We start from the raw sequence: 26,048 nt of genomic DNA on the forward strand, positions 1-26,048 counted from the left end.
ATTTATACGAGATAAAAATACTGAGTATTTTTGTGAATGCTAGAACCTATGAAGAATGCTTATCTTATAGGATAACGAGAAAGAAAATCTATAACGCCTTTTTTATAAACTTTATCGCCTACAGCAAGCATATGATCTCGACCAGGAATTGATAAAGCTTCACCACAAGGCAATAAAGCTGCTAATGGCTCTGCAGCACCGCCGATTTCATCTAATGAACCAACGGCAACAAGTGCAGGTTGTTCAATTTTGTAAACTTCAGATGCCGTTAACTCCTGTTTTGATGTAATAATACAAGCAGCAAGAGCACGCCTATCGCTTTTCGTTTGATCTGCAAATTTACGGAACATTAAACCGCGCGTATTAGTAATAGTAGAAATATCTTCTGCTAAAAGTGCCTCAGCGACAGGCTCCCAATTTCCCGCTCCCGTTACCATACCAATACCTAAACCACCAAAAATAACACTGTGTACATATGTTGGATGCAAAAGAGCCATGAACGCACTAATACGAGCCCCCATAGAATATCCCATAACATGGGCTTTAGATAACTCTAAATGCTGTAGTAACTTTATTGCGTCGCCAGCCATAGCTTGGGGCGTATAAAAGACAGGATCATAACTTTTAACTGAATCTCCGTGACCGCGATTATCAAGAGCAATAACACGATATCCTGCTTCAGTGAGAATACGAAACCAACCCGTTGCATACCAATTCACCTGTGCAGAAGATCCAAAACCATGGATCAACAAAATAGGTGCGCCCTGCCCTTCTTCTCGATAAGCAAATCGCAAACCATTATATTCAAAAAAACGAATATCTTCAGCGGTCATTTTTATTGCACTTTCCACAAAGTACAGGATGAATAACACGTTGCCCTTTTTGTATCTTTTTTTCAGAAACTTCACCAGCATTAATTTCAAGTGCAAAAGCTGCAGGAACTTCTGATGAAATGGCATTTGTTGAAAATGGAGAGGTGTTTTCAACAATCGATACAATAATTCCCTCAGAGTTTAAGAAAATCATATCTAAAGGTAAAGGCGTATTTGCCATCCACATAAAAATTTTCTGCTCATCTCTCGATTGAAAACTTTTTAGCTGCTTAAAGAGCATTGCACGATCGCGTGGAAAATCAGTTCGATACATCAACCCAGCCGCTGCTTGAGATGGCGTAAAAGCAATCTCTACCTTATAAAAAACCGTACCTTGCTTTGTATGTATTTCTAAAGGAATCGGATGAACAGGAATCTCTATGGGCTTTTTTGCTACAACAACACACGTTTCTAACATAAAAAGCATCACCAATAAAACAATATGCTCCTTTTTAAAAGGCTTTAACATTCCTGTCTCCACCACAGAAAAATTTTAAATTTTGTTTCTAAAACAAAAAGTACCAGAGTTTAAAAGTCAAAAAAATAAGAGAATTTCTTCTTGTTGTTTTCTAGTTTCTTTCAGCGCAATATGCGAAACTTTCTCCATTTGGTTTATGGGTTCACTAGAGCCATATTTTCTTTAAAAATCTACCTCTATAGCAATTTACGGAATAACCATCTTTAAAAACATAGAAAACATACTGATTTCATTCGTGAAATTCAATGCGTAGCAAAAGGAATGCCGATATCCGGATAAATCTCTGCTGTCATTAAACCTTTTTCTCCTTTACCAAAACGTACAAGAACAACCTGGCCAGAACGAAGCTCTGCTAAACCAAAACGGCGCAACGTTTCCATATGAATAAAAATATCTTCTGTTCCCTGCCCACGGCTAAGAAAACCGAAACCTTTGTCACGATTAAACCATTTAACAATTGCACGTTCTAGTCCACTTTCTGGAGTAACAACAACATGAGTACGCGCTGGAACTTCTGATGGATGAATTGCTGAAGAACAATCTATGGATTTCACCTGAACGCACTTTAACCCTCGTTCAGTCTTTTCCACAGCACAAATAACTTTAGCTCCCTCCAAAGCTGTTTGAAAACCATCCCTTCGCATTACCGTAACATGCAATAATATATCGGGGAAATGAGGTAAATCAGGTACAATAAATCCATACCCCTTACTACCATCAAACCACTTAATGACACCACTGATTTCGATAATCTCCCCACAAGCACCTATACTGTCTTCAGATAGGGGAAAATCTTTTAATGCATCCTTACTCGTCATAATAACGTGATCCTGTAGCTTATAAATTGTACGATATTGATTCTCTACGTTTAAGTAAACATTGCTCTTGTATCAACACGCAAGCCCCAAGATAAGATTTCCCCATATTGTCGTATCTTCTATGTTAATGTCAGAGAATATCAGCATGAATATTATAAAACTATTTGATTGTACACTTTACATACCTTACAAGGAGTGCCCTACAAAAGAGGTCATATAAAAGTTTTTTTACATAATGATATTTTGATTAATGTGTAACTTGCATGATGAAGAAGTTCAATATAAGGTGAAAAAACGACAATTCAATTAAGGAAAATGCGCAATGCAATTGAAGAAAATCCTTACGACAATCGCAGCATTTATGGCATTTACAGCAAATGTTTATGCGAGTGAACCTATTAAGATTGGTGTTTATCTTCCATTAAGTGGTCAAAATGCATTTGGAGGTCAGCTTGAAATTAGAGGTATAGAATTAGCCCACAAAAAAGTTCCAGAAATTTTAGGACGTAAAGTGGAACTTGTTATTATTGATAATAAGTCTGATAAAGTAGAAGCAGCTAATGCTGTTATGCGTTTAACAGCAAGTGAAAAAGTGAGCGGAATCATTGGTAGCTATGGTTCTTCGCTTTCGTTGGCAGGTGGTGAAATATCTGAAAAAGCAAAGACTCCAACCATTGCAACGTCCTCAACAAGCCCCCTTGTTACACAGGGTAAAAAATATTATTTCCGTGCTTGTTTTATTGATTCCTATCAAGGGGTAGGAATCGCAACTTATGTAAGCCAAACTTTACACGCAAAAAAAGCAGCTATCCTCAAAGATATTTCAAATGATTATGCTATTGGTCTTGCAAGCTATTTTATGCGTGCTTTCAAAAAATTAGGTGGTGAAGTTGTCTCAAATTTAAACTATAATTCTGGGGATCAGGATTTTTCAGCTGTTCTCACGCAAATTATCGCTCAGAAACCTGACATCTTATTCATCCCATCTTACTTTTCTGAAGGTGCTATCATCATGAAACAAGCACGAGAATTAGGAGCAAAGTTTCAAATTATGGGTGGAGATGCTATGGATAATCCAGAAACCATTACGATTGCAGGAAAAGCTTCAGAAGGTTTCTTACATACGACACTTCCCTATAGTGAGGATATGCCAAATATGTCAGTAGCTGCGCAAGAATTCACAGCAGAATGGAAAAAAGCGTATCCTGACAAAGAGCCGAATATCAATTCTGTTTTGGGATATACGAGTTATATGATGTTCATGAAGGCTATTGAAAATGCTGGTAGTGCTGATCGTGAAAAAATTACTATCGCTCTTAGCAAATTAAAAGATTTTCAAACCCCCTTCGGTGATATGTCAATGGATGAAAATCATAACCCTAAAATTCCTATTGGTATCATTAAAATACAGGATGGAAAACGTGTTTATTTAGAAGAAGTTAAACCTGCTTTTTAATTAAAAAGTTTTACTTATTAAAATACAAGAATTGGTTGAGGATCTTTTTCTCAACCAAAAACTTAAAAAATTCTTGTTATCCTATGTAAATTAACAAATGTGGAAGGATGAGAGATGAGCACTGAAATGTTCATCCAGTATTTTTTTAATGCGCTGGCATTGGGATCTCTTTATGGGCTTATCGCTATTGGTTATACCATGGTCTACGGTATATTGAGACTCATTAATTTTGCTCACGGTGATATTTTTATGCTGGGAGCATATTTTGTTTTCTTTTCCACAATCAGCTTTATGCCTGCTTGGGCAGCACTTCTTCTTTTGTTTCTCGCGACTCTTATTTATTATTCGGTCTTTATAGGGTTTAAAAAGCGTCCTTCAATTTATTGGATTGCTGTTTTTTTAATTCTTACGTTAGGTTTTGTTTATTATTTTAAAATTTCTCCACAAGATTTTACCCCGATTTGGGTTTTAGCTCTTTGTTTTTCCATTTTTATTACAAGTGCAGTGGGTATTATTGTTGATCAACTTGCCTATAAACCTCTGCGCCATGCTCCACGCATCTCAGCACTTATCGGTGCAATTGGTGTTTCTTTTTTTATTGAAAATCTTGCTACTGTACTCTTTAGTGGTGTTCCGAAAGGTGTAAAACAACCAGATTTTCTTGTAACACCATTTCTATGGCATTTAGGATCAGGAGCAGATGGTATCATTAGAATTGCTCCCATGTCTTTAATTGTTCCCATTGTGTCATTGATTCTTATTGTTTTACTGTTATGGATTATCCATAAAACAAAACCGGGTCTTGCTATGCGTGCAATCTCCCATGATATTGAAACAACACGTTTGATGGGTGTGTCTGTCAATAAAGTTATTGCATTTACATTTGGAATAGGCTCAGCTCTTGCCGCTATAGCGGGTATTATGTGGTCTTTACGTTATCCTCAAATTCAGCCTTATATGGGCGTTCTTCCTGGTCTCAAAGCATTTATCGCTGCTGTTATCGGAGGTATTGGTTCAATACCAGGAGCAATGTTGGGAGGATTGTTGTTAGGGTTTATTGAAATTATGATTATCGCATTTTTCCCCGCGCTATCTGGATATCGAGATGCCTTTGCTTTCATTTTATTGATTCTGATTTTATTGATATTGCCCACAGGATTAATGGGTAAAAAAAGTCAGGAGAAAATCTAATGACAAAGTCAGTGACAACAGTTTTATCGTGTATAAGTGTTTTAGTTCTCATAGGTTTTTTATTTTATGCTGATAGCCATTTTAATGACTATACGCTTCGTATCATAAATCTGATTGCGATTAATGCGATATTGGCAATTTCGCTTAATTTGATTTACGGTTTCACAGGTATGTTTTCTCTTGGACATGCTGGATTTATGGCTATTGGTGCTTATGTTTGCGCAATTTTACTTCTTTCCCCTGAACAAAAAGAAATGATGTGGATTCTGGAGCCTATCGCTGAACCATTGTATCATCTGCAATACCCTTTTTTTGTTGCTGTTGTTATAAGTGGTATATGTGCTGCAGTTGTAGGTTTATTGATTGCTTTGCCAATATTGCGTCTTGGTGGCGATTATCTTGGAATTGCAACATTAGGTTTTGCTGAAATTATTCGCATTGTCATTACAAACGCAACATCGCTCACAAATGGCTCGTTAGGAATCAAGGGAATCCCTCAAAATGCAACATTATGGTGGAACTATGGTTGGTTAGCATTTACAGTTTTCTTTATTGTCCTTTTACTGCAAAGTAATACTGGTAACGTATTACGTGCTATTCGTGATGATGAAATTGCTGCGAAAACTATGGGAATTAACGCTTTTTTCTACCGTAGTTTTTCTTTTACTGTTGGAGCGTTTTTTGCAGGTATAGGTGGAGCATTAATGGCTGCTCTTATTTCAACCATTGATCCAAAAATGTTTAATTTTCTTTTAACTTTTAATATTTTGATGATTGTAGTTGCTGGTGGTCTCGGTTCAATTACAGGAAGCATTATTGGCAGCATTATTATTACAGTTATGCTTGAATGGCTTCGTATTATTGAAAGTCCGTTTGACTTAGGTTTTATACATATTCCAGAAACACCAGGACTTCGCATGGTTGTTTTTTCTCTTTTATTGCTGGTAATTATCTTGTTTTGGAGAAAAGGGTTGATGGGACAACGAGAATTTTCATGGAATGGAATTTATAGCTTTTTGACACGCAAAAAGCTTTCTAATACTGAGGGAAAGCTATGAACAACACCATCCTTTCACTCAATAATATTGTAATGCGTTTTGGCGGATTAGTTGCTGTAAATAATGTTAATATGGCAATTAAACGAGGAAGTATTACTGGATTAATTGGTCCCAATGGTGCTGGAAAAACAACAGTTTTCAATATGATTTCTGGTTTTTATGCTCCTACAAGCGGCATCATTCTTTTTGATGAGCAAAAAATTTCTGGAGCGCCCCCTTATATTATCTGTAGACGCCATATTGCCAGAACATTTCAAAATATTCGTCTTTTCTCAGGGTTAACGGTTTTGCAGAATGTTATGGTAGGAGCGCATGTTCGACAAAAATATCCTTGGTTTTCTTCAGCTCTATTTTTTTCAAAAGCAATGAAAGAAAAGAAGGAGATTTATAAAAATTCCTTAGAGCTCCTTGAACAGCTACAACTTGATCACCTTGCCCATCAGTCGGCAACAGCTTTACCTTATGGTGTACAGCGACGTTTAGAAATTGCACGCGCGTTAGCCACAAAGCCAAAATTGCTTCTTCTTGATGAACCTGTTGCTGGCATGAATCCACAAGAAAGTGAAGATCTTAGAAAATTCATAGCAAAAGTGCAAAAAGACTTTGATCTTACAATTCTTCTTATTGAGCACGATATGAAAGTGGTTATGGGACTTTGCCAACATATTTTGGTTATGGAATATGGCTGTTGCATTGCCAATGGTACACCAGATGAAATTCGTAATAACCCTAAAGTTATTGAAGCTTATCTTGGCGGAGATGTTTATGGATATTCTTAAAATAAAAAATCTTAACGTTCATTATGGCGCCATTAAAGCTGTTCAAAATCTTTCTATGTCCATAAAGCGGGGCAGTATTGTCACTTTAATTGGAGCCAATGGTGCAGGAAAAAGCAGTATTGTACGTTCTATTACAGGACTTAATCGCTCTGTTTATGGAAAAATTACCTATAATGGTGAATCAATTATTAAAAAAACACCAGAAGAGATTTTGCGATTAGGAATTGCTCTAAGTCCTGAAGGACGACGTATTATGCCCCATCTCACTGTTTTAGAGAATCTTCATCTAGGCGCTTATATTCGTCACGATAAGCAGGGAATTTCCCGTGATATTGAATGGATATTTGATCTTTTTCCGCGCCTACGTGAAAGAGCAAAACAGTTGGGAGGAACAATGTCAGGTGGTGAACAACAGATGGTTGCTGTGGGCCGTGCACTCATGAGCAATCCTGATATGGTCATATTAGATGAACCCTCATTGGGGTTAGCACCACTTCTCGTTCGAGAAATTTTTTCGATTATTCGAAAAATTAATGATATGGGAAAAACTGTTCTTCTTATTGAACAAAATGCATTTGCTGCACTTTCCATAGCTGACTATGCTTATATTTTAGAGGTAGGACATATTTTATTTCACGGTGAAGGAAAAACTATGCTCTCTGATTCGCGTGTTAAAGAAGCCTATCTTGGTGGATAAGACCACGAATTAAGGAAATAGAGCCATGCCTCCACTTTTTTAAAAGCATTTCTCATTAAGAATGAGAAATGCTCTTTTGTGAAGTTTAACTATTACATCCACCATTTTTCTGCACTGAATATTCCTGCTTCTTGTTCAATAATGTGTGCTATCTTAAAAATGACTTCTTCCGAAAAAGGTTTACCAATCAATTGCAATCCTAAAGGTAAACCATTTGATGATAGACCAGCAGGAACAGAAATTCCTGGTAAACCAGCCATATTAACTGGCACAGTAAAAATATCATTAAGATACATTGCTACAGCATCATTTTTTATTTTTTCATCAGCAATACCAAAAGCAGGTGTTGGTGTTGCTGGTGTCAAAATAGCATCAATGCCTGAAGCAAAACATTGATCAAAATCACGTTTTACGAGTGTTCTTACTTTTTGAGCTCTTAAATAACAGGCATCATAATAACCAGACGAAAGGACATAAGTCCCAACCAAAATACGCCGCTTAACTTCATTACCAAAGCCAACAGAACGCGTATTTTCATACATCTCAATGATATCTTTTCCAGGCACGCGCAAACCAAAACGTACACCATCATAACGCGCTAAATTAGAAGAGGCTTCTGCAGGAGCTATAATGTAATAAGAAGGTAGAGCATATTTTGTATGGGGCAAAGAAATATCCTTAATCTCAGCACCTGCTTCTTTTAACCAATTTATTCCTTTTTGCCAAAGCTCAATAATTTCTGGAGACATTCCATCCATATGATATTCTTTTGGAATACCGATTTTCATTCCTTTGATTGATTGACCAAGATAACTTTCATAATCAGGAACTGGCAAATTCACAGAAGTAGAATCTTTTTCATCAAAAGAGGCCATTGATCTTAGTAAGATAGCGCAATCACGAACATCTCTGGCAACAGGCCCAGCTTGATCAAGGGATGAAGCAAATGCAACAATACCCCACCGTGAACAACGTCCATAGGTTGGCTTTATTCCTACAGTTCCAGTAAAAGCTGCTGGTTGACGTATTGAGCCACCTGTATCAGTTGCAGTTGCACCAGCACAAATTTGTGCAGCAACAGCGGCAGCAGACCCGCCCGAAGAACCACCGGGTACGAGTTTTTCATTCGAGCCTTTTTTTCTCCATGGATTAATAACGGGACCATAATATGATGTTTCGTTGGATGAGCCCATAGCAAACTCATCCATATTAAGTTTTCCTAACATCACAGCACCGTCTTGCCATAAATTAGTTGTAACAGTTGATTCATAGTGCGGTTTAAAACCATCAAGGATATGTGAACAGGCTTGAGTATGAACACCATGGGTTGCAAAAAGATCTTTAACCCCCAAGGGGATTCCCTCTAAAAACCCTCCCTGCCCTTTCGCTAAGCGACACTCTGATTCAGCAGCCATTTTCATTGCTTGTTCTGCTGTTATTGTTACATAAGCATTCAAAATTGGATTAGCTGATTCTATTGCTTGTAAATAAGCTTCCGTTAATTCTGTTGCTTTGAGATTTTTCTTTGTTAGAGCATCACGAGCTTGCGCAATTGTGAGAGTTGTTAAATCAGTCATATTGGTTCTCAAATTTTAAAAATATAAAAAATTACTCAACAATTTTTGAGACAAGAAAAAAATTTTCTTCTGTAACAGGGGCATTGGCTACAATATCTGCTGCTTTATCGCCATCTGTAACACTATCTTCACGCATTCGTAAAGTCATCGGCATCACAGATGTTAATGGCTCAACTCCACTGATATCAACTTCATTCAATTGCTCTACAAAACCTAAAATAGCATTAAATTTTTTTGTTACAGGTTCTATCTCATCATCGTGGATAGCAATCCGCGCTAAATGTGCGATCCGCTTGACTGTCTCTTGATCAACAGACATACTCTTTACGCCTTTCTGCTTTTTTGTTTATTTATTGATCTTTATTCTGGCTATACAAGGCTGCACTTGTAAGTGCAAGAATATTAGATAACATGAATGAAGAATATAACTATAGATCTGAAACATTAAAAAACGTATTATACCCTTATGACTGTTATTAATATAGATGAAGTTATAACACATCTTTTGCCTAGACAAACAATAGCAGGCTTAGATTTAGGGACAAAAACTATCGGAATTGCGATTTCTGATATGGGGCTGACTGTCTCAAATCCGCGTCCTGTACTACAGAGAAAAAAATTTACAGAAGATGCTTACACACTTATTAAAATTTTTGACCGTGAAAATGTAGGCGTTATTATCATTGGCTTACCCCTTAACATGAATGGAAGCAGCGGCTCTCGTGTTCAAGCAACCAGAGCTTTTGTGAGCAATATGAAAGCTTATACAAAAATTCCATTTGTTTTTTGGGACGAACGTTTATCAACAATTGCTGCAGAACGTTCTCTTCTAGAAATGAATGTATCGCGCGCTAAAAGAGCAAGCCGAATTGATTCGGCAGCCGCTGCTTTTATATTGCAAGGTGCTCTCAATAGAATTCAAAACTTTCATCATATGGAAGGATAGAGGACATTGAGCAAATGCCCTGCATTATATCGTGCAATAAGCATCCCATAAGAAGATCTCCATTGTCCCCCAAGGCGGCTTTCCATATAGGCATTTGCAACATGTTCTATGTCTGTAGAACGTAATGCTGCTGCTGCTGCTGCATAGGCTACCTGTTCAACAAAAAACCTTCCTGCACCTTCATTTGCTGATGCCATATCACCTGCTGACTTAATAATTTCAATTGCTCGTGGTCCCGCTGGTCCAATATCAAGAGCAATTTTTTCTAACAATTTCTGAAATAATCCCGGTGCTTTTTCAGCAATAAGAATGGCATCCTTTACCAATTGATTGGCAGAACTATTTCTCACAATTCGTGCAGGCCCATTATGCAACATTTGTGATAATGGATTATTCGCTATAAAACTTTCAATACCAAGTTGTGCAATAATTTCGCCAATAATAGGTACAACCAATTGACTTACATGATAAGCAATAATAGGTGTCATAATGCGGGCAAAGGCTGCTTCAGAACGGTCATTTGCGGCATTGTCAAATGCTCTCGCTAAACGCAAAACCAATGCTTGTGAAGCAGCTATATCTAATGCAATATCTGCAAAAATACGTTCTGTCAGTGGTGGTAAAGGTTGATTGGGCATTTTTTTCCGGAAAAAATCTATGCCAAATTGAAGAGCCGCTCGCAAAACACCTGCCGATATGACCGATTGATCGAAACGCATCATCGTCTCGATATCTTTAATAACTTTAAGCCCTTCTCCAGCATTTCCTAAAAGCCAACCATAACTGCCTTGGAAATCAACAACCCCCTCTGGTGTTAAAAGTTCTCCAGAACGCTGAATTAAATGACGAATTGATATAGACCCATTTAATGCGCCATTTTCTTGTATACGTGGAATAAAAAAACAACTTAAATGACCATTTAAATCTGCACTAACAAGATATCCGTCAGCGGTAGGATTAATAACATTGGTTTTTACAACATTTAAATGATATAGATCACGTTCCATACTTTCATCGAAAGAAATTTTCTTAACACTTGGAAAATTAAAAGCGTATTTTTCAATATCGTCAAATGCATAAGTTAAAGAAGCGGACTTTTTATGATGAATAGGCTTTGATGAGGAATCATATTGGCGTGATAAAAGTACATTTTGCCATTTTTTGAAGAGCTCAATATCACTAATTAAAACAGCAATAGCTGCACTCGTTATGGTAACTTCATTCAAATGTCCTGTTTCTAAACCAGCAGATAAAGCTAAACGAATCGCACGCGCTTGATAGCGGACTCCATTTTCTGAGCTCGTATTTTCCCAAAGCGAGGTAACCAAACCTGCTTGCCTAGAATATTGTTGAAGAGCTTGATAGGAAGAATGGATCTCTAATTTTTCCGTTGGCTGCCCCCATTCATCATTATAGCATAATAAAGGCTTATAATGATTCGCTAAGCAAGAAAGTTTCCATGCTTCTCGACTCGCCGCAAAATCTCCTATTTCTTCAAAACTCGCTAACAAAAACTTAGGCAAAGTAGAGGCAATGCGAAACATAAGCGTATCGCTAAGAAATGTATTTTTTCGACGGTTATTTTGCGCAGATACAGCACTCATAGGTATATTCCTACATTCAAATCATTCATATCGTAGACTATTTGTCTTTTTAGAGTTAAGAAACATTTATCATATTCAAACAAATGCTTGTTTAATCTGTTTAGAGAGAGATAAAGAAGAATGCTATGATTCAAGATAATTTTTTTCCACTTTTCCCTCATCAACATCTTTTAGCTATTAAAGATCTGAGTGTACAAGATCTTAATACATTGCTTAATCGTGCAGAAGCAAATGTTATCCTTTCTAACAAAATTGATAAAATAAAATCTACTTTGCGTGGACGGACTCAAATTAATCTCTTTTTTGAAGCCTCTACGCGAACACAATCTTCTTTTGAATTAGCGGGTAAAAGGCTAGGTGCACACGTGATGAGTCTTGCGATCGGCAACTCATCTGTAAAAAAAGGGGAAACATTACTTGATACAGCTACAACTCTCAATGCGATGAAGCCAGATATACTGGTTTTTCGCCATAACAGCGCAGGAGCGGCAGCTTTCTTAGCGCAAAAAGTTGATTGTTGTGTCATTAATGCAGGTGATGGTGCTCATGAACATCCAACCCAAGCTTTATTAGATGCTCTAACCATTAAAAGGGCAAAAGGTCGTATTGAAGGATTAACTGTTGCAATTTGTGGAGATATTTTACACTCACGTGTTGCCCGTTCCAATATCCTAAGTCTCAATGCTTTGGGTGCTCGTGTTCGTGCTGTTGCTCCCTCAACACTCTTACCCGCAGAAATCGCTCATATGAGTGTTGAGGTTTTTAACACGATGAAAGAAGGTCTTAAAAATGCTGATGTTATCATGATGTTGCGCTTACAACATGAACGGATGACAGGCTCTTTTATTCCCTCTACGCGTGAATATTTCCATTATTTTGGCCTACATAAAGAAAATTTAGCCTATGCCAAAAACGATTCCATTATTCTGCATCCTGGCCCAATAAACCGTGGTGTAGAAATTGCATCCAACGTAGCAGATGGACCACAAAGTATGATTCATACACAAGTAGAAATGGGAATTGCAGTGCGTATGGCTGTCATGGAGGCTTTATTAGATTCACGCGCAAAGATCAGTGGAGAAAAAAAATGATAAAACCAATTGTTTTTGAAAATGCTCGTATTATTGATCCTTCGCGCGCAATCGATGAAATTGGTACAGTTATTGTTGAAAATGGACAGATTATAGCCGCTGGAAAAGAAGCCTTAAATCAAGGAATCCCAGAAGAAGCAGAAGTTATTAATGCACAAAACAAAGCAATTCTCCCCGGGCTTGTTGATGCCCGCGTCTTTGTTCGAGAATTAGGCAATGAACACTGTGAAACAATCGCATCAACAAGTCAATCCGCAGCAGCAGGTGGTATTACTTCCTTTCTTATGATGCCAAACACGCATCTAGTTATTGATAATGTAGCACTTGTTGAATTTATTAGGCACACAGTACAAGAAAAGTCATCGGTCAATATTTATCCCGTTGCTTCAATCACACAAGGTTTCAACGGACAAGAAATAACGGAATTCGGCTTACTAAAAGATGCAGGAGCTGTTGCCTTTTGTGAAGGAAAAAAAACGCTTCAAAGTTCATCTGTTATGCGGCGTGCAATGACTTATGCACGCGATTTTGATGTTCTATTGATGCATGAAACGCAAGATAAAGATCTTACAGGCCAAGGTGTGATGAATGAAGGACTGCTCGCCAGTTGGCTTGGTCTTTCTGGCATTCCCCGCGAAGCAGAAGTTATCCCACTCGAAAGAGATCTGCGATTAGCAGTATTAACGCAAACACGCTATCATGCTGCTCAAATATCAACAGCACTGTCTGCTGATGCACTTCGTTTAGGTAAAAAACGCAGTGAGAAAATTTCAGCGGGTGTATCTATTAATCATTTATCTTTTAATGAAAATGACATTGGTGAATATCGCACCTCTTTTCGCTTAATTCCCCCATTGCGTACAGAAGAAGACCGTATAGCAATGATTGAGGCAATAAAGGATGGGACGATAGATGTTATTGTCTCTTCTCATGATCCTCAGAGTAACGACACAAAACATTTACCATTTAATGACGCGGCAGTTGGCGCTATTGGTATGGAGACCTTATTGAGCGCAGCCTTACGCCTTTATCATGATGAGAGCCTATCTCTTCTACGGATAACGGAACTTTTGTCAACGGCGCCTGCAAAGCTCTTTGGACTCAATGCAGGAACACTCAAAAAAGGTGCTCATGCAGATCTTATTGTAGTTGATCTTGAAGAACCATGGGTTGTTTCGACAGAGAAGCTCTATTCCCGTTCAAAAAATACCCCTTTTGAGAATGCGCGTTTTCAAGGACGCGTGCTCCAGACCTTTGTGAAAGGGAAACCCGTTTTTAAACTTGATCAACAAACTTAATGAGATTTTTAATGAATGAAGCAGAAATATTTTTTCAGTCCACTCCATGGTTTATTTTCCTCATATCTTATCTCATTGGCTCGATTCCATTTGGTTTTCTTTTTACAAGATTGTCCAAAATTGGTGATATAAGAACAATCGGTTCCGGCAATATTGGAGCAACAAATGTTTTACGAACAGGAAATAAAAAGCTTGCTGTTCTAACACTTCTTTGTGATATGTTGAAAGGAACTATTGTTGTTTTCGTTATAAAGTTTTTTAGTGATCCGCTAGGCAATAGTATCCTTGTTTCTCTAGCGGGTTTTTTTGTTTTCTTAGGACATCTTTTCCCCGTATGGCTTAAATTTAAAGGTGGTAAAGGTGTTGCTACCTATCTAGGGATCTGCTTAGGAATTTATTGGCCTGCAGCAATTATTTTTATTATTGTATGGATAACGATTTTTCGCCTCATGCGTTATTCTTCATTATCTGCGCTTGTTGCTGTTACGATCACACCAATATTTGTTTTTTATTTTTCCGCTTCTTATTTCTATTGTATGCTGATTGTGATGAGCGTATTTGTGTTTATAAAACATTCTGCCAATATCGGTAGATTATTAATTGGGGAAGAAAGTAAGATTGGTACGCAACACGGAGATAAATAAAGGAATCCTACTTACTGATCGTCAACGTCTAAGCTGGTTACGGTTATTGCGCAGTGAAAATATTGGAGCTGTTAGTTTTCGCAATCTCATTGATCATTATAAAACAGCAGAAAATGCCCTAGCCGCGCTGCCAGAGCTTAGTAGAAAAGGTGGTGGTTCTGTATCTATTAAAATAGCAAGCTTAGAAGATGCAGAAAAAGAAATACAAAAAGCTAAAAGATTAGGTGTTCGGTTGATCGGTATGGGCGAACCAGATTACCCAGCTTTTCTTAAGGTTACAGAAGCCCCTCCGCCGCTTATTGCTATCAAAGGTAATGTTTCAATTTTTCAAAAAACTTCTATTGGAATTATAGGTTCTCGAAATGCTTCAGCTGCTGGAAAAAAGCTTACGGCTCAATTTGCGCGTTTTCTCGGAGACGCAGACTTTGTAACAATTTCTGGGCTCGCTCGTGGAATTGATAGCGTTGCGCATCAAGCAAGTTTAAAAACAGGAACTGTTGCAGTCATGGCTGGGGGAATTGATCATATCTATCCTCCTGAAAATAAAAGGTTGCATGAAGATATTATCGCCAACGGTGGAGCCATCATCAGCGAAATGCCCATTTCTTGGAAGCCGCGCGCTATCGATTTTCCAAGAAGAAACCGTATTATTGCAGCTCTATCACTTGGTCTCTTGGTTGTAGAGGCAGCCTTGCGCTCAGGGTCCTTAATTACCGCACGTCAAGCAGCTGAAATGGGACGGTTAATTTTTGCCATTCCCGGTTCTCCACTTGATCCAAGATCTGTTGGTACAAACAATCTTATCAAGGACGGAGCTCTACTCACCACACATCCTTCTGACATTATAGAAACACTTACGCCATTAATTTCACCGCTTCCAAATTCCCAACTCAATTTTTTTGAGGAACCACCCTCTTTACAACTTGAAAAGGAGAATTTCAACTTAGCAGATGAAAAAAACAGCAACCCCTCTTTAGCAGGTGATGATGCAGCACGTGCAGCAGTTCTCTCCGCTCTTTCAACAACGCCAATCGATTTAGACACACTCAGTATCCACTCAGGTGTTTCGCTCCCAACTCTCTACCTCTTATTGGTAGAACTCGACCTTGCTGGAAAGCTTATTCGACACTCTGGTGGTTGTGTGTCATTGTCGAATCTTGATCTTCCCCAAGAGCCTCAGCACTATTAATAATGCTTTGCCCTTCTTTGGCAACCATATCCAAAAGCAATGCTAAAAGCGGACTATGCGCCTGACGCGCCATCTGATTCATTTGCTTAGACATATCTGTAATATATTGGATAACTTTTAAATGATTTATAAACATAATCCTCTATCCTTGAGCATTTCCCCTCCTACCTCTCAATAGACGTTATCTTAGTATTTCGCCGTATGTTTTTGTAATAACAGTGGAAAATAAATCGTGTAATTCTATATAGGGTGTATTCTAATAATAACAATTATAAGTTGTACAATATTCATGTTTTTTATATGGCTAATATTTTTTTATGTGCTCTTAAGCAATTGTCATTAGCTATTCGCGTAAAAGGCGTTTATAAAAAAATTTTTATTTCAATATTTGGGTAAAATTATGAATATCGTTATCGTTGAATCTCCAGCAAAGGCAAAAACAATTAATAAATATCTTGGGTCTCAATACAAAGTTGTCGCATCATTTGGACATGTTCGTGATTTACCTGCAAAAGATGGTTCTGTTTTACCAGATCAAGATTTTTCTATGAAATGGGATATAGATTCTGCTGCCGCTAAACGCTTAAATGAAATAGCAAAAGCCGTTAAAGAAGCCGATAGCCTTATATTAGCAACAGACCCTGATCGTGAAGGGGAAGCTATTTCTTGGCATATTCTGGATGTTCTTCGTCAAAAAAAAGTTTTAAAAGATAAACCTATCAAAAGAGTTGTCTTCAATGCCATCACCAAAGAGTCTGTGCTTGATGCTATGAACAATCCACGTGATATTGATACATCACTTGTAGATGCTTATCTTGCACGTCGCGCTCTTGATTATCTCGTTGGTTTTACACTTTCACCTGTTTTATGGCGAAAACTCCCTGGTGCACGTTCAGCTGGACGCGTTCAATCGGTTGCTTTGCGCATTATTTGTGATCGTGAATCAGAAATAGAACATTTTATCAAAGAAGATTATTGGTCCATTACAACACAGTTAAAAACCCTCCGAAATGATAGTTTCCAAGCAAGATTGACAATGTTCAATCAAAGAAAAATATGCAAGCTTGATATTCAATCTCAAGAACAAGCAGACCAAATTCGCTTTATGTTGGAGAAAGCCCAATATCATACCCTCAGTGTTGAAGCAAAACCTACAAAGAGAAATCCTTTTCCTCCATTTACAACCTCCACACTACAACAAGCAGCTTCTTCAAAATTAGGATTTTCAGCTTCTCGCACTATGCAAATTGCCCAAAAGCTTTATGAAGGCATTGAAATTAATGGTGAAACAGCAGGGCTTATTACTTATATGCGTACCGATGGTGTGCAAATAGCACCAGAGGCTATTGATTCAGCACGAAAAGTTATTCATGAAACTTTCGGTAAAGACTATATTCCTGAAAAGCCACGTTTTTATTCAACAAAGGCAAAAAATGCACAGGAAGCACACGAAGCGATCCGCCCAACAGATTTTCAACGCAATCCTAGTCAAGTCCGTAATTTTCTCGATAGCGATCAAGCAAAGCTCTATGAGCTGATATGGAAGCGTGCTATTGCCAGCCAAATGCGTTCTGCTGAAATTGAACGTACAACTGTTGAAATTGAAGCACAGCAAGGAGAAAACCGTGCAAATCTACGAGCAACAGGATCTGTTATTCGCTTTGATGGCTTTATTTCCGTCTACACCGATCAACGAGACGAAGAAAATAATGAAGAAAATGAAACAACACGTTTACCACAAATAAACACTGGTGAAGCACTTACAAAAGAAAAAGTTGAATCTGTACAACATACCACAGAGCCCCCTTCTCGCTATTCTGAAGCTTCATTAATTAAAAAGCTTGAGGAGTTAGGAATTGGTCGTCCTTCAACTTATGCCTCCACATTGGCGACATTGTGTGACCGTGGATATATTGTAATTGATAAACGAAAGCTTATTCCCAATGCTAAGGGACGTATTGTTACAGCCTTTCTTGAAAATTTTTTTAATCGCTATGTAGAATATGGTTTCACAGCAGATCTTGAAGAAAAGCTGGATCTTATCTCTGATGGAAAACTTTCTTGGAAAGATGTATTGCGAGATTTTTGGGATGGATTTAATGCATCTATTTGCAATATCCAAGAGCTCCGTATAACCAATGTCCTTGATGTTTTAAATGTAACATTAGCACCTATCGCCTTTCCTGAACGCGAAGATGGAAGTGATGTGCGTTCCTGTCCTCTTTGTAAAAGTGGTCAATTATCATTAAAACTCGGTCGTTATGGTGCTTTTGTTGGCTGTTCCAATTATCCCGAATGTAAGTACACACGCCAACTTGGTACAGATATTGGAGAAGAGAATGAAGCTGTACGCAATGATGAACCTGTTATACTTGGTATTGACCCTGAAACAGGGAAAGATATCTCTCTTCGCAGTGGCCGGTTTGGTCCCTATATTCAACTTGGTGAAAGCAAAGAAGTTAAGCGTGCAGGACTACCAAAAGAATGGCAGGCAGAAAATGTAACCCTTGATAAAGCCTTGGCTTTACTATCCCTTCCCCGTGAAATTGGCATTCATCCCGAAACTGGAAAAATAATCACGGCTACGATTGGACGATATGGTCCCTATCTTAGCCATAACGGAAAATCTGCGCGCCTTCTTCATGCAGATGAAGTTTTTGATATTGGTATCAATCGCGCTGTTACAGTATTGGCAGAACAACAAGAAAACAAAACCAAGCAAAGCAGAACAACAGCTGCAGCATTGGCAACATTAGGAGAGCATCCCGAAGGAGGAACTATTACCGTGCGCAACGGGCGTTATGGTCCTTATGTCAATTGGGGTAAAATTAATGCAACATTGCCAAAAGATAAAGAGCCCATTAATGTAACATTGCCAGAGGCATTAGAACTTATATCAGCTAAAGTATCGAGTAAAAAAACAACTTCAAAAAGAGCTTCTTCTAAAACAAAAGCAAAAATAAAAGAGACATAAATTTTGGCTAAAGGTGAAAAAAACATAAAATATCTCTCCTCATTCAAAGGGAAAAAAAATCTCAATAAGGAAGAAATCCTTTCTTTTATAAATGAGAATCCTAACCACTCAAGTAAACGAGAAATCGCCAAAGCTTTTAACTTAAAAGGCGATTCTCGTATTTGGCTTAGAGATATATTACGTGAGTTGAAGGATCAAAATCTTATATCTAAACAGCGCAAAAGAGCAATAAACAAAGGAAAATTACCTCCTGTTACTTTAGTAAAAATTATCGGACATGATAAAGATGGAAGTTTTATTGCACAACCTCTTGAATGGGACGATTCTCCAAAGCCCAAGATTGAAATACACTCTTTTCATCACATAAAAGGAAGTAGTATTGGTGTTGGAGATCATATTCTTGTAAAAGTTTTTCGAAATAAAAATTCTGAAAGCTCAAGCCCCCCTTATACGGGACGAATTATTCGTAAAATTGATGTATCTCCCAAAAGCGCATTTGCTGTTGTACGAAAATTGGAAAATAATCAATGGCGCCTTGATCCTATAGACCGCAAAACCAATGAACTCATTGTTGAAATGTCTCCAGAAATGAAGGTTGAAATTGGTGATCTCGTTGAAGTCGAAATTAAAAAAAATACTGGTTACGGATTAAAGAGCGCAAAAATAAAGAATGTTTTAGGGCACATTAAGAGTGAAAAAACACTCTCAATGATAGCGATTCTTTCGAAAGGAATTCCTTATATTTTTCCTGAAAGTGTTCTTGAGCAAGTCAAACATATCAAAGCTGCCAATATGGATAATCGTGAAGATTGGCGACAATTACCATTTATTACAATTGATCCACCAGATGCAAAAGATCATGATGATGCAGTTTATGCAACCAAGGATGAGGACCCAGAAAATAATGATGGTTGGATTATTATTGTGGCCATTGCAGATGTTTCTTACTATATCAAAGCAGGAAGCGCTTTAGATAAAGAAGCATTGAAACGCGGAAATTCTGTTTATTTTCCCGATACCGTTGTGCCAATGTTACCTGAACGCCTTTCTCATGATTTATGTTCTCTGCGTGAAGGAAAAGAAAGACCAGCTTTAGCCGTTCGTATGATTTTTGATGCAAACGGTAATAAACGAAAACATAGTTTTCATCGTATTATGATTCGTGTAAGAGCCAAACTTTCTTATCAAGAAGTACAATTGGCAAAAAAAGAACATATCAATGAAAAAACAGCCGCTCTTTTTGAGAACATTTTACAACCCTTATGGGCAGCCTATGTGTGCCTTAAAGCTGCGCGAAATCGTCGCCAACCACTAGAATTAGAAATAGCAGAAAAAAAAATTATTCTTGATCAAAATGGAAGCATAAAAGATGTTGTGAATGAAGAACATCTAGAAGCACATCGTTTAATTGAAGAGTTTATGATACAAGCCAATATTGCAGCTTCTGAAACATTAAAACAACATCATCAGCCCCTCATCTATCGTATTCATGATAAGCCCTCTCTTGCAAAACAAGAAATATTGCGGAATTTTCTTCAAAGTTTAGGGATATCACTCTCTAAAAGTGCTGAATTAACATCAGAACGTCTTAATAGAATTTTAGAAAAGGTCGCTCATACTCAACAACAAGAACTGGTCAACCAAGTTATTCTGCGCTCACAATCACAAGCAGAATATCATCCTAAAAATATCGGACACTTTGGTTTAAACCTACATAATTATACACATTTTACATCCCCCATCCGTCGTTATGCTGATCTTATTATTCATCGAGCACTCATTAAAGTTCTCAAATTAGGAAATGATCAATTAACAGATACACAAGAACAAAATCTTGCAGAAATTGCTACGCAAATTTCTTTATACGAGCGCCGTGCAATGATGGCTGAAAGGGAAACTATTGATCGGCTTGTTGCTCACTATTTAACGAATAAAATTGGCCGTATTTTTACAGGTCGCATTTCCGGAGTTACAAAAGCAGGTCTTTTTATCTCACTTGATAAACTCAATACAGATGGTTTTGTCCATATTTCTACACTTAAAAATGATTATTATCATTTTGATGAAGCACAACATGTTCTTGTAGGACAGCGTAGCCATAAAGGCTATCAGCTCAGTGATGTTGTAGAAGTAAAACTTATAACGGTACAACCTTTTGCTGGCGCTTTATGCTTTGAGCTATTAACAAAACCTCGTCCAATAAAATTTTCATCAACATCCTACCATAAAAACAAATTAAAAAAACAAAAGCATACTTTTTATGAGAGCAGAAAATATTAATTAAAAACAAAAAACATTTTTATAATTTTTATTTTCTTATTTTTTGTATTAAAGTGTAAAAAGTTTTATTAAAAATTTTAAAGTTATTGATTCACTACTAAACATAATATAAATAACAAATATAATAATATATAGTTAATTTATTCTACAAAAATATATATAATATTTAGCATTTATATTATTTTATATATACAATTTTCTTTATCATATAGGAGGACATCTTTTATTATTATATCTATAATAACCATATAAAAATCTTGCAGTTTTTTATACTCAGGAAATGAGAGAAACTGCAAAAGATAGTTGGGGCTTCCTTTCATTTCAGCTCATCTTTTTATTGTTTAAATCAACAAAAGTACCTTAACCATTCTCATGAAAAAAAAACTTTTGACTCTCAAAACAATTCTTTGCGTGTAATTATTGCAGCTATTGCAACTATTGGCACTGTTGGAACAGCATTGGCAATGGGAACACAACTTGTTTCTCTTCTTATGGCAGAGAAAGGTATTTCCAATAGTATGATCGGCTATAGTGGAACTGTTGGTGGAATTGCCACAATTGTTGCAGCTATTTTTACGTCTCGAATTGCCTTATGCTTAGGCATCGCTCAAACAATATTGCTTATGATGGCGATAGGATCTTTAAGTTTTTTAGGATTCTATTTTTTTGATCCCATATGGGTTTGGTTTATTTTAAAGTTTATATTACATTTCAGCATGACAATTATGTTTATCCTATCAGAGTTTTGGATCAACAGTTATGCTCCCCCCAAAAAAACGCGGTTTGATTCTTTCTATTTATTCTATTGTCTTAGGATTAGGGTTTGTGATAGGTCTAATGCTGTTAGCGAAAGTGGGAACACAAGGATTTATTCCTTTTGCTGTTGGCTATAGCCTTATTATACTTGCTACTATACCAATTCTTGCAGCTTGGAAATTAAGTCCGGAATTTCAAAAAAAACAATATACGTCATTTTTTCGTTATCTTTTTCACGTTCCAAGCGCAATGGTGGCCGTCTTTATTTACGGAGCCATTTAAATGGGCGTATTAACTCTTATAATACCCTTTAGTTTATCCATTGGTTATAATGAGAATGAAGCAGCAAACTTTATGGCAACCCTTGCGCTCGGGAATGTTTTCCTCTTAATTCCTATCAGCATTATAAGCGATTATGACAAAGATCGATGCTATCCGCTGATACGTTGCGCTATCTTAGGTTTTGTGGGAACTTTCATGGTACCATGGATCATTCAATATCCATGGATTCTGATGCTTTTTTCTTCCTTCTTGGTGGTGTATTAGCGAGCCTTTATACAATCGGTCTTGTACATCTAGGAGCACACCTCAAGAGACAAAAACTTGCTGCTGCTAATTCTGCTTTTATTTTTTTGCTATGGAATTGGTATACTTATCAGACCAACCTTTATCGGAAAATCCATGGATATCTTTAATCCCTTCGGTTTTTCAATAGCTATGGCTGTTTTTTTCAGTTTATATGTCATTTTTGTATTTGTCCAACTTATGAGAAAATCAATCAGCTCTTGACTTTTTTGAGAACATCCGTAGTGTCGCTGAAAAATCTGATGACTTCAGAAGTAGGTTTTGATAGCAATATAATATTTTTTCAGTATAAATAAGGTTCTTACATTATGGCTAAAGCAGCAACCATTAAGATCAAGCTTTTATCAACTGCAGATACTGGTTTTTTCTATGTAACAAAGAAAAACAGCCGTACAATGACAGATAAAATGAGCAAGCGTAAATATGATCCAGTTGTGAAAAAACACGTTGAATTTAAAGAAACGAAAATTAAGTAAATAGAATTATCATTGAATTGATAGATTTTATACTCCAAAAGCAATGTGGGGGCATTGCTTCTCAAAGTTATTTTTTAGGGGTGTTTTTTGTTTCCTTGTTTTAAAAAAATGCTTTTAAATTTGTATGTTTTGTACGAATTTGGATAAGTTGATTTATTATTTAAGTTGCTTACATATATTCTACATGAGTATTGATTATTGTGCTATCTAACGAGATTTTTTTCATTAAAACGAGACATTGTTTCGTCATATAAATGGAATTTCGGACGAATTATAAGCAATACTAAAATAGAGTGCGTTATAATAATGTTAGCAGTTTCTTTGTTTCATGAAAAAACTTTTTCCTCATTTTAATCTAAGAAGTTTAAAAAAAATTACCGGTTTCAGTATTTTTATCACTGCTACCTTTCTTATTATTATGTCAATTTATTTTAAGCAGAATCAGTCGTTGTCTCAAAAAGAAATTTTTTCTTCTCAAAACTCTGTTAAAGGAAATGCAGTAATCATTGATGGCGATTCTATCATGATTTCTTCAATTAGGATTCGACTTGCGGGAATTGATGCTCCTGAACTCCACCAATTTTGTGGAAAAAAGGAGAAACGCTACCCTTGTGGGCTTGAGGCAAAAAAATATTTAGAAAAACTAATAGAAAATCAAACTGTTACATGTCTCTGGCATAAAACGGACCAATACCGTCGTATCCTTGCAACATGTAAAACAAAACAAGTTAGCAATATCAACGCGACGCTTGTACATAATGGTTGGGCTGTAAGTTATTATGAATATCCCAAAGAAGAACAAGAAGCTAGAAGGAAAAAGAAAGGAATATGGGCATCAAGTTTTCAACGACCGCGAGAATGGCGCAAAGCAAATCCTCGCACAGAATAAGAAAAATATTTTTTAATTTCATTGACCAATGAAACGATGTAATCAAATTATTAAACTTGAAAAAAAAATCTATTCCTGTCGTGTTTGTATCCAACAACCACATTATTTTCCTCCTCTTCCTCACGAACCAAATCCCGTCGTTTATTTATCCAATACGGCTTCGATTGCAATTGCAGGACAAGCACCGGGATTGCGTGTCCATGAAACTTCTATCCCTTTTAATGATCGCTCTGGTGAAAGGCTGCGTGATTGGCTGGGAGTAACGAAAGAAGAATTTTATAACAGATCTCTTTTTGCTATTGTTCCTATGGGATTTTGTTTTCCAGGTTATGACAAAAATAAAGCTGACTTACCACCGAGACGTGAATGTCGAGAAATATGGCATGAAAAGATATTTCAAGCGATGCCTCAAATAAAGCTTGTTCTTGCTATTGGCAGTTATGCGCAAAAATGGCATATTACGGAATTAAAACATAAAACTGTTTCAGCAACCGTTAGTGATTGGAGAAATATTCTTTCCATTCCCCAACCTCAAGGCTATAATGTTATGCCTTTGCCTCATCCATCATGGCGAAATACTTTTTGGTTACAGAAAAATCCATGGTTTAACGATGAGCTTATTGTATATCTGCGCTGTTTGGTGCGTAAATTTTTATAAATTAAAATATTGAGAAAAAATATGGATCGTCTTGACAGAAAAATTTTACATCTTTTGCAAGAAAATGCAACGCTTTCTGTTGCTGATATTGCTAAAAAAGTAGGACTTTCGACCACTCCTTGCTGGCGGAGAATTCAAAAACTTGAAGAAGATGGTGTTATTCAGCGTCGTGTTGCCGTTCTTTCTCCAGAAAAAGTAAATGCGCACGTCACTGTTTTTGTGTCTATTCGCACAAACACACATAGTCATGAATGGTTTAAGCGTTTTTCAAAAATTGTGCAAGAATTCCGTGAAGTCATTGAATTTTATCGAATGAGTGGAGATATTGACTATTTATTGCGTGTTGTTGTGCCCAACATTGAAGCTTATGATCTTTTTTATAAAAAATTAATTTCTAAAATTGACATCCGTGATGTCTCATCTTCTTTCGCAATGGAACAGATTAAATATACAACGGAACTTCCACTTAATTATATTAAATTACACGACAAAACGCATGAACAAAATCCTTAAGAGTTTTTTATATCATCTCATTATCTTTTAGGCATTCAAACTTTCTTGTTAAAAAATCACCATTTGTGCATGTGTTAAAACAGCAGCTTTGACAATACCAGCTGCTATAGCTGCTCCTGTCCCTTCACCAAGACGCATCCCAAAATCCAGAAGTGGTTCTTTGCCAATTTTGTTTAAAAGTTTACGATGAGCTTTCTCAGAAGAAACATGTCCAACAAGGGTATGATCAAGAGCTTTTGGATGCATTTTATAAAGGACCGCTGCAGCTGCTGTTGCCACAAAACCATCTAAAATAACGGGTATTTTTTCTATTCTTGCTGCTAAAATAGCACCAACCATAGCTGCAATTTCACGTCCTCCTAAGCGACGCATTATTTCAAAAGGATCATTAAAATAATCCTTATGTAAAGAAATAGCTGTCTTAACCGCAGCAATTTTACGCTGAGAAAAATCACCTTCTGATTCCATACCATTTTCTGTCCATTCTTCCACTTCTCCTCCAAACAATGCTAAGCATAAAGCTGAAGCTATTGTTGTGTTTCCAATGCCCATTTCTCCAATACATAAAAGATCTGTTCCACCCGCAATGGATTCCATTCCAAATGCCATTGTAGCAGCCGCACTCCGCTCATCCATCGCGGCATCCTTCGTAATATTCATTGTTGGATATTCCAATGCTAAATCAAAAATTTTTAATCCAAGATCATAAGCAATACAAATTTGATTGATAGCAGCTCCACCCGATGCAAAATTTTGCACCATCTTTTGTGTCATAGATTGTGGAAATGGTGTAACATTTTCTTCTACTATACCATGGTTTCCAGAAAAAATAGCGACTAAAGGTCGTGTTACGATGGGTTTTTCTGTCCCCCTCCATCCCGCATACCAAACAGCAATATCCCCTAGTTTTCCCAATGTTCCTTGCTCTTTTGTTAAGTTCTTTTGCCGTTTTTTTGCCAAAATTATAGAAAACTCATCAGCAACAGGTAAATTTGTAAGCAAAGCACGAAAATCATCAAATGGACTAGCGGTCATAAGGATACCTTTTAAAATCTACAATGTTTATGAAAATCACGTCATATAGATAGGATATGAATAATTTGTTGTTTTTTTAAACAGTGCTTCAAAAATGTAAATATTATGAAAGCAATGATTTCTATTTTCTAATCAAATAACGAACATGCAAAATTTAAAATATTATCAATATGTTATTACTATT

The 26,048-nt window shown here is 36.8% G+C and carries 26 protein-coding genes; 18 read left to right on the plus strand and 8 right to left on the minus strand.

Going from position 1 to position 26,048, the window contains the following annotated elements; all coding sequences use genetic code 11:
* Positions 1-59 precede the first annotated feature (59 nt).
* The 3 genes from PVV60_RS01660 to PVV60_RS01670 form a co-directional block, all read right to left on the minus strand.
* Complete coding sequence (locus PVV60_RS01660; protein WP_273722660.1) at positions 60-833, minus strand: alpha/beta fold hydrolase; 774 nt, start codon at positions 831-833, stop codon at positions 60-62.
* On the minus strand, positions 823-1,341 hold the full coding sequence (locus PVV60_RS01665) for a DUF192 domain-containing protein (RefSeq protein WP_273722662.1): 519 nt from the start codon (positions 1,339-1,341) through the stop codon (positions 823-825). The genes PVV60_RS01660 and PVV60_RS01665 overlap by 11 nt, the downstream gene beginning before the upstream one ends.
* A 251-nt stretch (positions 1,342-1,592) precedes the next feature.
* Positions 1,593-2,168, minus strand: coding sequence for a cold-shock protein (locus tag PVV60_RS01670; RefSeq protein WP_273722664.1), 576 nt, complete (start codon positions 2,166-2,168; stop codon positions 1,593-1,595).
* A gap of 322 nt (positions 2,169-2,490) precedes the next feature.
* On the opposite strand from PVV60_RS01670, the gene PVV60_RS01675 reads away from it, so the two are divergent.
* From PVV60_RS01675 to PVV60_RS01695, 5 genes are all read left to right on the plus strand, one after another.
* Positions 2,491-3,624 (plus strand): ABC transporter substrate-binding protein, encoded by a 1,134-nt coding sequence (locus PVV60_RS01675; RefSeq protein ID WP_273722665.1) that lies wholly within the window; start codon positions 2,491-2,493, stop codon positions 3,622-3,624.
* 114 nt (positions 3,625-3,738) lie between these two features.
* Positions 3,739-4,815, plus strand: coding sequence for a branched-chain amino acid ABC transporter permease (locus PVV60_RS01680; RefSeq protein WP_273722666.1), 1,077 nt, complete (start codon positions 3,739-3,741; stop codon positions 4,813-4,815).
* The gene (locus PVV60_RS01685) at positions 4,815-5,873 is read left to right on the plus strand and encodes a branched-chain amino acid ABC transporter permease (protein ID WP_273722667.1); all 1,059 of its coding nucleotides are present in this window, start codon (positions 4,815-4,817) and stop codon (positions 5,871-5,873) included. The genes PVV60_RS01680 and PVV60_RS01685 overlap by 1 nt, the downstream gene beginning before the upstream one ends.
* Complete coding sequence (locus PVV60_RS01690) at positions 5,870-6,652, plus strand: ABC transporter ATP-binding protein (RefSeq protein WP_273722668.1); 783 nt, start codon at positions 5,870-5,872, stop codon at positions 6,650-6,652. Before PVV60_RS01685 ends, PVV60_RS01690 begins: the two co-directional genes overlap by 4 nt.
* Positions 6,639-7,349 (plus strand): ABC transporter ATP-binding protein, encoded by a 711-nt coding sequence (locus tag PVV60_RS01695; RefSeq protein WP_273722669.1) that lies wholly within the window; start codon positions 6,639-6,641, stop codon positions 7,347-7,349. The genes PVV60_RS01690 and PVV60_RS01695 overlap by 14 nt, the downstream gene beginning before the upstream one ends.
* 92 nt (positions 7,350-7,441) lie before the next feature.
* Here the strand turns inward: PVV60_RS01695 and gatA are convergent, their stop codons facing one another.
* Together gatA and gatC are read right to left on the minus strand one after the other, a co-directional pair.
* Positions 7,442-8,926 (minus strand): Asp-tRNA(Asn)/Glu-tRNA(Gln) amidotransferase subunit GatA, encoded by a 1,485-nt coding sequence (gatA, locus tag PVV60_RS01700; protein WP_273722671.1) that lies wholly within the window; start codon positions 8,924-8,926, stop codon positions 7,442-7,444.
* Positions 8,927-8,957: 31 nt separating this feature from the next.
* Positions 8,958-9,245 (minus strand): Asp-tRNA(Asn)/Glu-tRNA(Gln) amidotransferase subunit GatC, encoded by a 288-nt coding sequence (gene gatC / locus PVV60_RS01705; protein WP_273722673.1) that lies wholly within the window; start codon positions 9,243-9,245, stop codon positions 8,958-8,960.
* A gap of 147 nt (positions 9,246-9,392) precedes the next feature.
* Here gatC and ruvX point away from each other — a divergent pair, with 147 nt between their 5' ends.
* Positions 9,393-9,872, plus strand: coding sequence for a Holliday junction resolvase RuvX (ruvX, locus tag PVV60_RS01710; RefSeq protein ID WP_273722674.1), 480 nt, complete (start codon positions 9,393-9,395; stop codon positions 9,870-9,872).
* Here the strand turns inward: ruvX and PVV60_RS01715 are convergent.
* On the minus strand, positions 9,857-11,476 hold the full coding sequence (locus PVV60_RS01715; RefSeq protein WP_273722675.1) for an acyl-CoA dehydrogenase family protein: 1,620 nt from the start codon (positions 11,474-11,476) through the stop codon (positions 9,857-9,859). The genes ruvX and PVV60_RS01715 overlap by 16 nt on opposite strands.
* A 125-nt stretch (positions 11,477-11,601) precedes the next feature.
* On the opposite strand from PVV60_RS01715, the gene PVV60_RS01720 reads away from it, so the two are divergent.
* Genes PVV60_RS01720 through dprA form a run of 4 tightly spaced genes read left to right on the plus strand, consistent with a single transcriptional unit; the run spans position 11,602 to position 15,698 of the window.
* The gene (locus PVV60_RS01720; RefSeq protein ID WP_273722676.1) at positions 11,602-12,567 is read left to right on the plus strand and encodes an aspartate carbamoyltransferase catalytic subunit; all 966 of its coding nucleotides are present in this window, start codon (positions 11,602-11,604) and stop codon (positions 12,565-12,567) included.
* Complete coding sequence (locus PVV60_RS01725) at positions 12,564-13,865, plus strand: dihydroorotase (protein ID WP_273722677.1); 1,302 nt, start codon at positions 12,564-12,566, stop codon at positions 13,863-13,865. Before PVV60_RS01720 ends, PVV60_RS01725 begins: the two co-directional genes overlap by 4 nt.
* An 11-nt stretch (positions 13,866-13,876) precedes the next feature.
* A complete protein-coding gene (gene plsY, locus PVV60_RS01730) occupies positions 13,877-14,509 on the plus strand; it encodes a glycerol-3-phosphate 1-O-acyltransferase PlsY (RefSeq protein ID WP_273722679.1) in 633 nt (210 codons plus the stop codon).
* On the plus strand, positions 14,466-15,698 hold the full coding sequence (gene dprA / locus PVV60_RS01735) for a DNA-processing protein DprA (protein WP_404977290.1): 1,233 nt from the start codon (positions 14,466-14,468) through the stop codon (positions 15,696-15,698). The genes plsY and dprA overlap by 44 nt, the downstream gene beginning before the upstream one ends.
* Here the strand turns inward: dprA and PVV60_RS01740 are convergent.
* Positions 15,628-15,834, minus strand: a complete 207-nt coding sequence (locus tag PVV60_RS01740) for a hypothetical protein (RefSeq protein WP_005773510.1) — start codon at positions 15,832-15,834, stop codon at positions 15,628-15,630. The two genes, dprA and PVV60_RS01740, sit on opposite strands and share 71 nt — an antisense overlap.
* A 264-nt stretch (positions 15,835-16,098) precedes the next feature.
* Here PVV60_RS01740 and topA point away from each other — a divergent pair, with 264 nt between their 5' ends.
* The 8 genes from topA (at position 16,099) to PVV60_RS01780 (ending at position 24,829) form a co-directional block, all read left to right on the plus strand.
* The gene (gene topA / locus PVV60_RS01745; protein WP_273722683.1) at positions 16,099-18,672 is read left to right on the plus strand and encodes a type I DNA topoisomerase; all 2,574 of its coding nucleotides are present in this window, start codon (positions 16,099-16,101) and stop codon (positions 18,670-18,672) included.
* Positions 18,673-18,675: 3 nt separating this feature from the next.
* Entirely contained in the window at positions 18,676-20,952 is a 2,277-nt protein-coding gene (gene rnr / locus PVV60_RS01750) for a ribonuclease R (protein ID WP_273722684.1), read from the plus strand.
* Positions 20,953-21,359: 407 nt separating this feature from the next.
* Complete coding sequence (locus tag PVV60_RS01755; protein WP_273722685.1) at positions 21,360-21,845, plus strand: hypothetical protein; 486 nt, start codon at positions 21,360-21,362, stop codon at positions 21,843-21,845.
* A gap of 348 nt (positions 21,846-22,193) precedes the next feature.
* Positions 22,194-22,403: a hypothetical protein gene (locus tag PVV60_RS01760; RefSeq protein WP_273722687.1), complete on the plus strand. Its 210-nt coding sequence runs from the start codon at positions 22,194-22,196 to the stop codon at positions 22,401-22,403.
* A gap of 198 nt (positions 22,404-22,601) precedes the next feature.
* Positions 22,602-22,769, plus strand: a complete 168-nt coding sequence (gene rpmG / locus PVV60_RS01765) for a 50S ribosomal protein L33 (RefSeq protein WP_004864083.1) — start codon at positions 22,602-22,604, stop codon at positions 22,767-22,769.
* Positions 22,770-23,097: 328 nt separating this feature from the next.
* On the plus strand, positions 23,098-23,658 hold the full coding sequence (locus PVV60_RS01770) for a thermonuclease family protein (RefSeq protein ID WP_273722688.1): 561 nt from the start codon (positions 23,098-23,100) through the stop codon (positions 23,656-23,658).
* A 28-nt stretch (positions 23,659-23,686) separates the two neighbouring features.
* Complete coding sequence (locus tag PVV60_RS01775; RefSeq protein WP_273722690.1) at positions 23,687-24,316, plus strand: uracil-DNA glycosylase family protein; 630 nt, start codon at positions 23,687-23,689, stop codon at positions 24,314-24,316.
* Positions 24,317-24,337: 21 nt separating this feature from the next.
* A complete protein-coding gene (locus tag PVV60_RS01780; protein ID WP_273722692.1) occupies positions 24,338-24,829 on the plus strand; it encodes an Lrp/AsnC family transcriptional regulator in 492 nt (163 codons plus the stop codon).
* 48 nt (positions 24,830-24,877) lie between these two features.
* Here PVV60_RS01780 and cobT read toward each other — a convergent pair whose 3' ends face one another.
* Positions 24,878-25,864, minus strand: coding sequence for a nicotinate-nucleotide--dimethylbenzimidazole phosphoribosyltransferase (gene cobT / locus PVV60_RS01785; RefSeq protein ID WP_273722693.1), 987 nt, complete (start codon positions 25,862-25,864; stop codon positions 24,878-24,880).
* Between the last annotated feature and the right edge of the window lie 184 nt (positions 25,865-26,048).

This window comes from Bartonella sp. AU18XJBT (assembly GCF_028618595.1).
Classification (GTDB): domain Bacteria; phylum Pseudomonadota; class Alphaproteobacteria; order Rhizobiales; family Rhizobiaceae; genus Bartonella.

What these genes read in the sequence shown, in the direction of transcription:
- PVV60_RS01725 (WP_273722677.1), top strand. Translation starts at nt 12,564, where the DNA reads ATGATAAAACCAATTGTTTTTGAAAATGCTCGTATTATTGATCCTTCG.
- plsY (WP_273722679.1), top strand. Translation starts at nt 13,877, where the DNA reads ATGAATGAAGCAGAAATATTTTTTCAGTCCACTCCATGGTTTATTTTC.
- PVV60_RS01760 (WP_273722687.1), top strand. Translation starts at nt 22,194, where the DNA reads ATGGATCATTCAATATCCATGGATTCTGATGCTTTTTTCTTCCTTCTT.
- PVV60_RS01690 (WP_273722668.1), top strand. Translation starts at nt 5,870, where the DNA reads ATGAACAACACCATCCTTTCACTCAATAATATTGTAATGCGTTTTGGC.
- PVV60_RS01715 (WP_273722675.1), bottom strand. Translation starts at nt 11,476, where the DNA reads ATGAGTGCTGTATCTGCGCAAAATAACCGTCGAAAAAATACATTTCTT.
- PVV60_RS01780 (WP_273722692.1), top strand. Translation starts at nt 24,338, where the DNA reads ATGGATCGTCTTGACAGAAAAATTTTACATCTTTTGCAAGAAAATGCA.
- rpmG (WP_004864083.1), top strand. Translation starts at nt 22,602, where the DNA reads ATGGCTAAAGCAGCAACCATTAAGATCAAGCTTTTATCAACTGCAGAT.
- PVV60_RS01675 (WP_273722665.1), top strand. Translation starts at nt 2,491, where the DNA reads ATGCAATTGAAGAAAATCCTTACGACAATCGCAGCATTTATGGCATTT.
- PVV60_RS01740 (WP_005773510.1), bottom strand. Translation starts at nt 15,834, where the DNA reads ATGTTTATAAATCATTTAAAAGTTATCCAATATATTACAGATATGTCT.
- PVV60_RS01670 (WP_273722664.1), bottom strand. Translation starts at nt 2,168, where the DNA reads ATGACGAGTAAGGATGCATTAAAAGATTTTCCCCTATCTGAAGACAGT.
- PVV60_RS01775 (WP_273722690.1), top strand. Translation starts at nt 23,687, where the DNA reads ATGAAACGATGTAATCAAATTATTAAACTTGAAAAAAAAATCTATTCC.
- topA (WP_273722683.1), top strand. Translation starts at nt 16,099, where the DNA reads ATGAATATCGTTATCGTTGAATCTCCAGCAAAGGCAAAAACAATTAAT.
- ruvX (WP_273722674.1), top strand. Translation starts at nt 9,393, where the DNA reads ATGACTGTTATTAATATAGATGAAGTTATAACACATCTTTTGCCTAGA.
- PVV60_RS01720 (WP_273722676.1), top strand. Translation starts at nt 11,602, where the DNA reads ATGATTCAAGATAATTTTTTTCCACTTTTCCCTCATCAACATCTTTTA.
- gatA (WP_273722671.1), bottom strand. Translation starts at nt 8,926, where the DNA reads ATGACTGATTTAACAACTCTCACAATTGCGCAAGCTCGTGATGCTCTA.
- PVV60_RS01665 (WP_273722662.1), bottom strand. Translation starts at nt 1,341, where the DNA reads ATGTTAAAGCCTTTTAAAAAGGAGCATATTGTTTTATTGGTGATGCTT.
- PVV60_RS01680 (WP_273722666.1), top strand. Translation starts at nt 3,739, where the DNA reads ATGAGCACTGAAATGTTCATCCAGTATTTTTTTAATGCGCTGGCATTG.
- PVV60_RS01695 (WP_273722669.1), top strand. Translation starts at nt 6,639, where the DNA reads ATGGATATTCTTAAAATAAAAAATCTTAACGTTCATTATGGCGCCATT.
- PVV60_RS01685 (WP_273722667.1), top strand. Translation starts at nt 4,815, where the DNA reads ATGACAAAGTCAGTGACAACAGTTTTATCGTGTATAAGTGTTTTAGTT.
- gatC (WP_273722673.1), bottom strand. Translation starts at nt 9,245, where the DNA reads ATGTCTGTTGATCAAGAGACAGTCAAGCGGATCGCACATTTAGCGCGG.
- PVV60_RS01660 (WP_273722660.1), bottom strand. Translation starts at nt 833, where the DNA reads ATGACCGCTGAAGATATTCGTTTTTTTGAATATAATGGTTTGCGATTT.
- cobT (WP_273722693.1), bottom strand. Translation starts at nt 25,864, where the DNA reads ATGACCGCTAGTCCATTTGATGATTTTCGTGCTTTGCTTACAAATTTA.
- PVV60_RS01770 (WP_273722688.1), top strand. Translation starts at nt 23,098, where the DNA reads ATGAAAAAACTTTTTCCTCATTTTAATCTAAGAAGTTTAAAAAAAATT.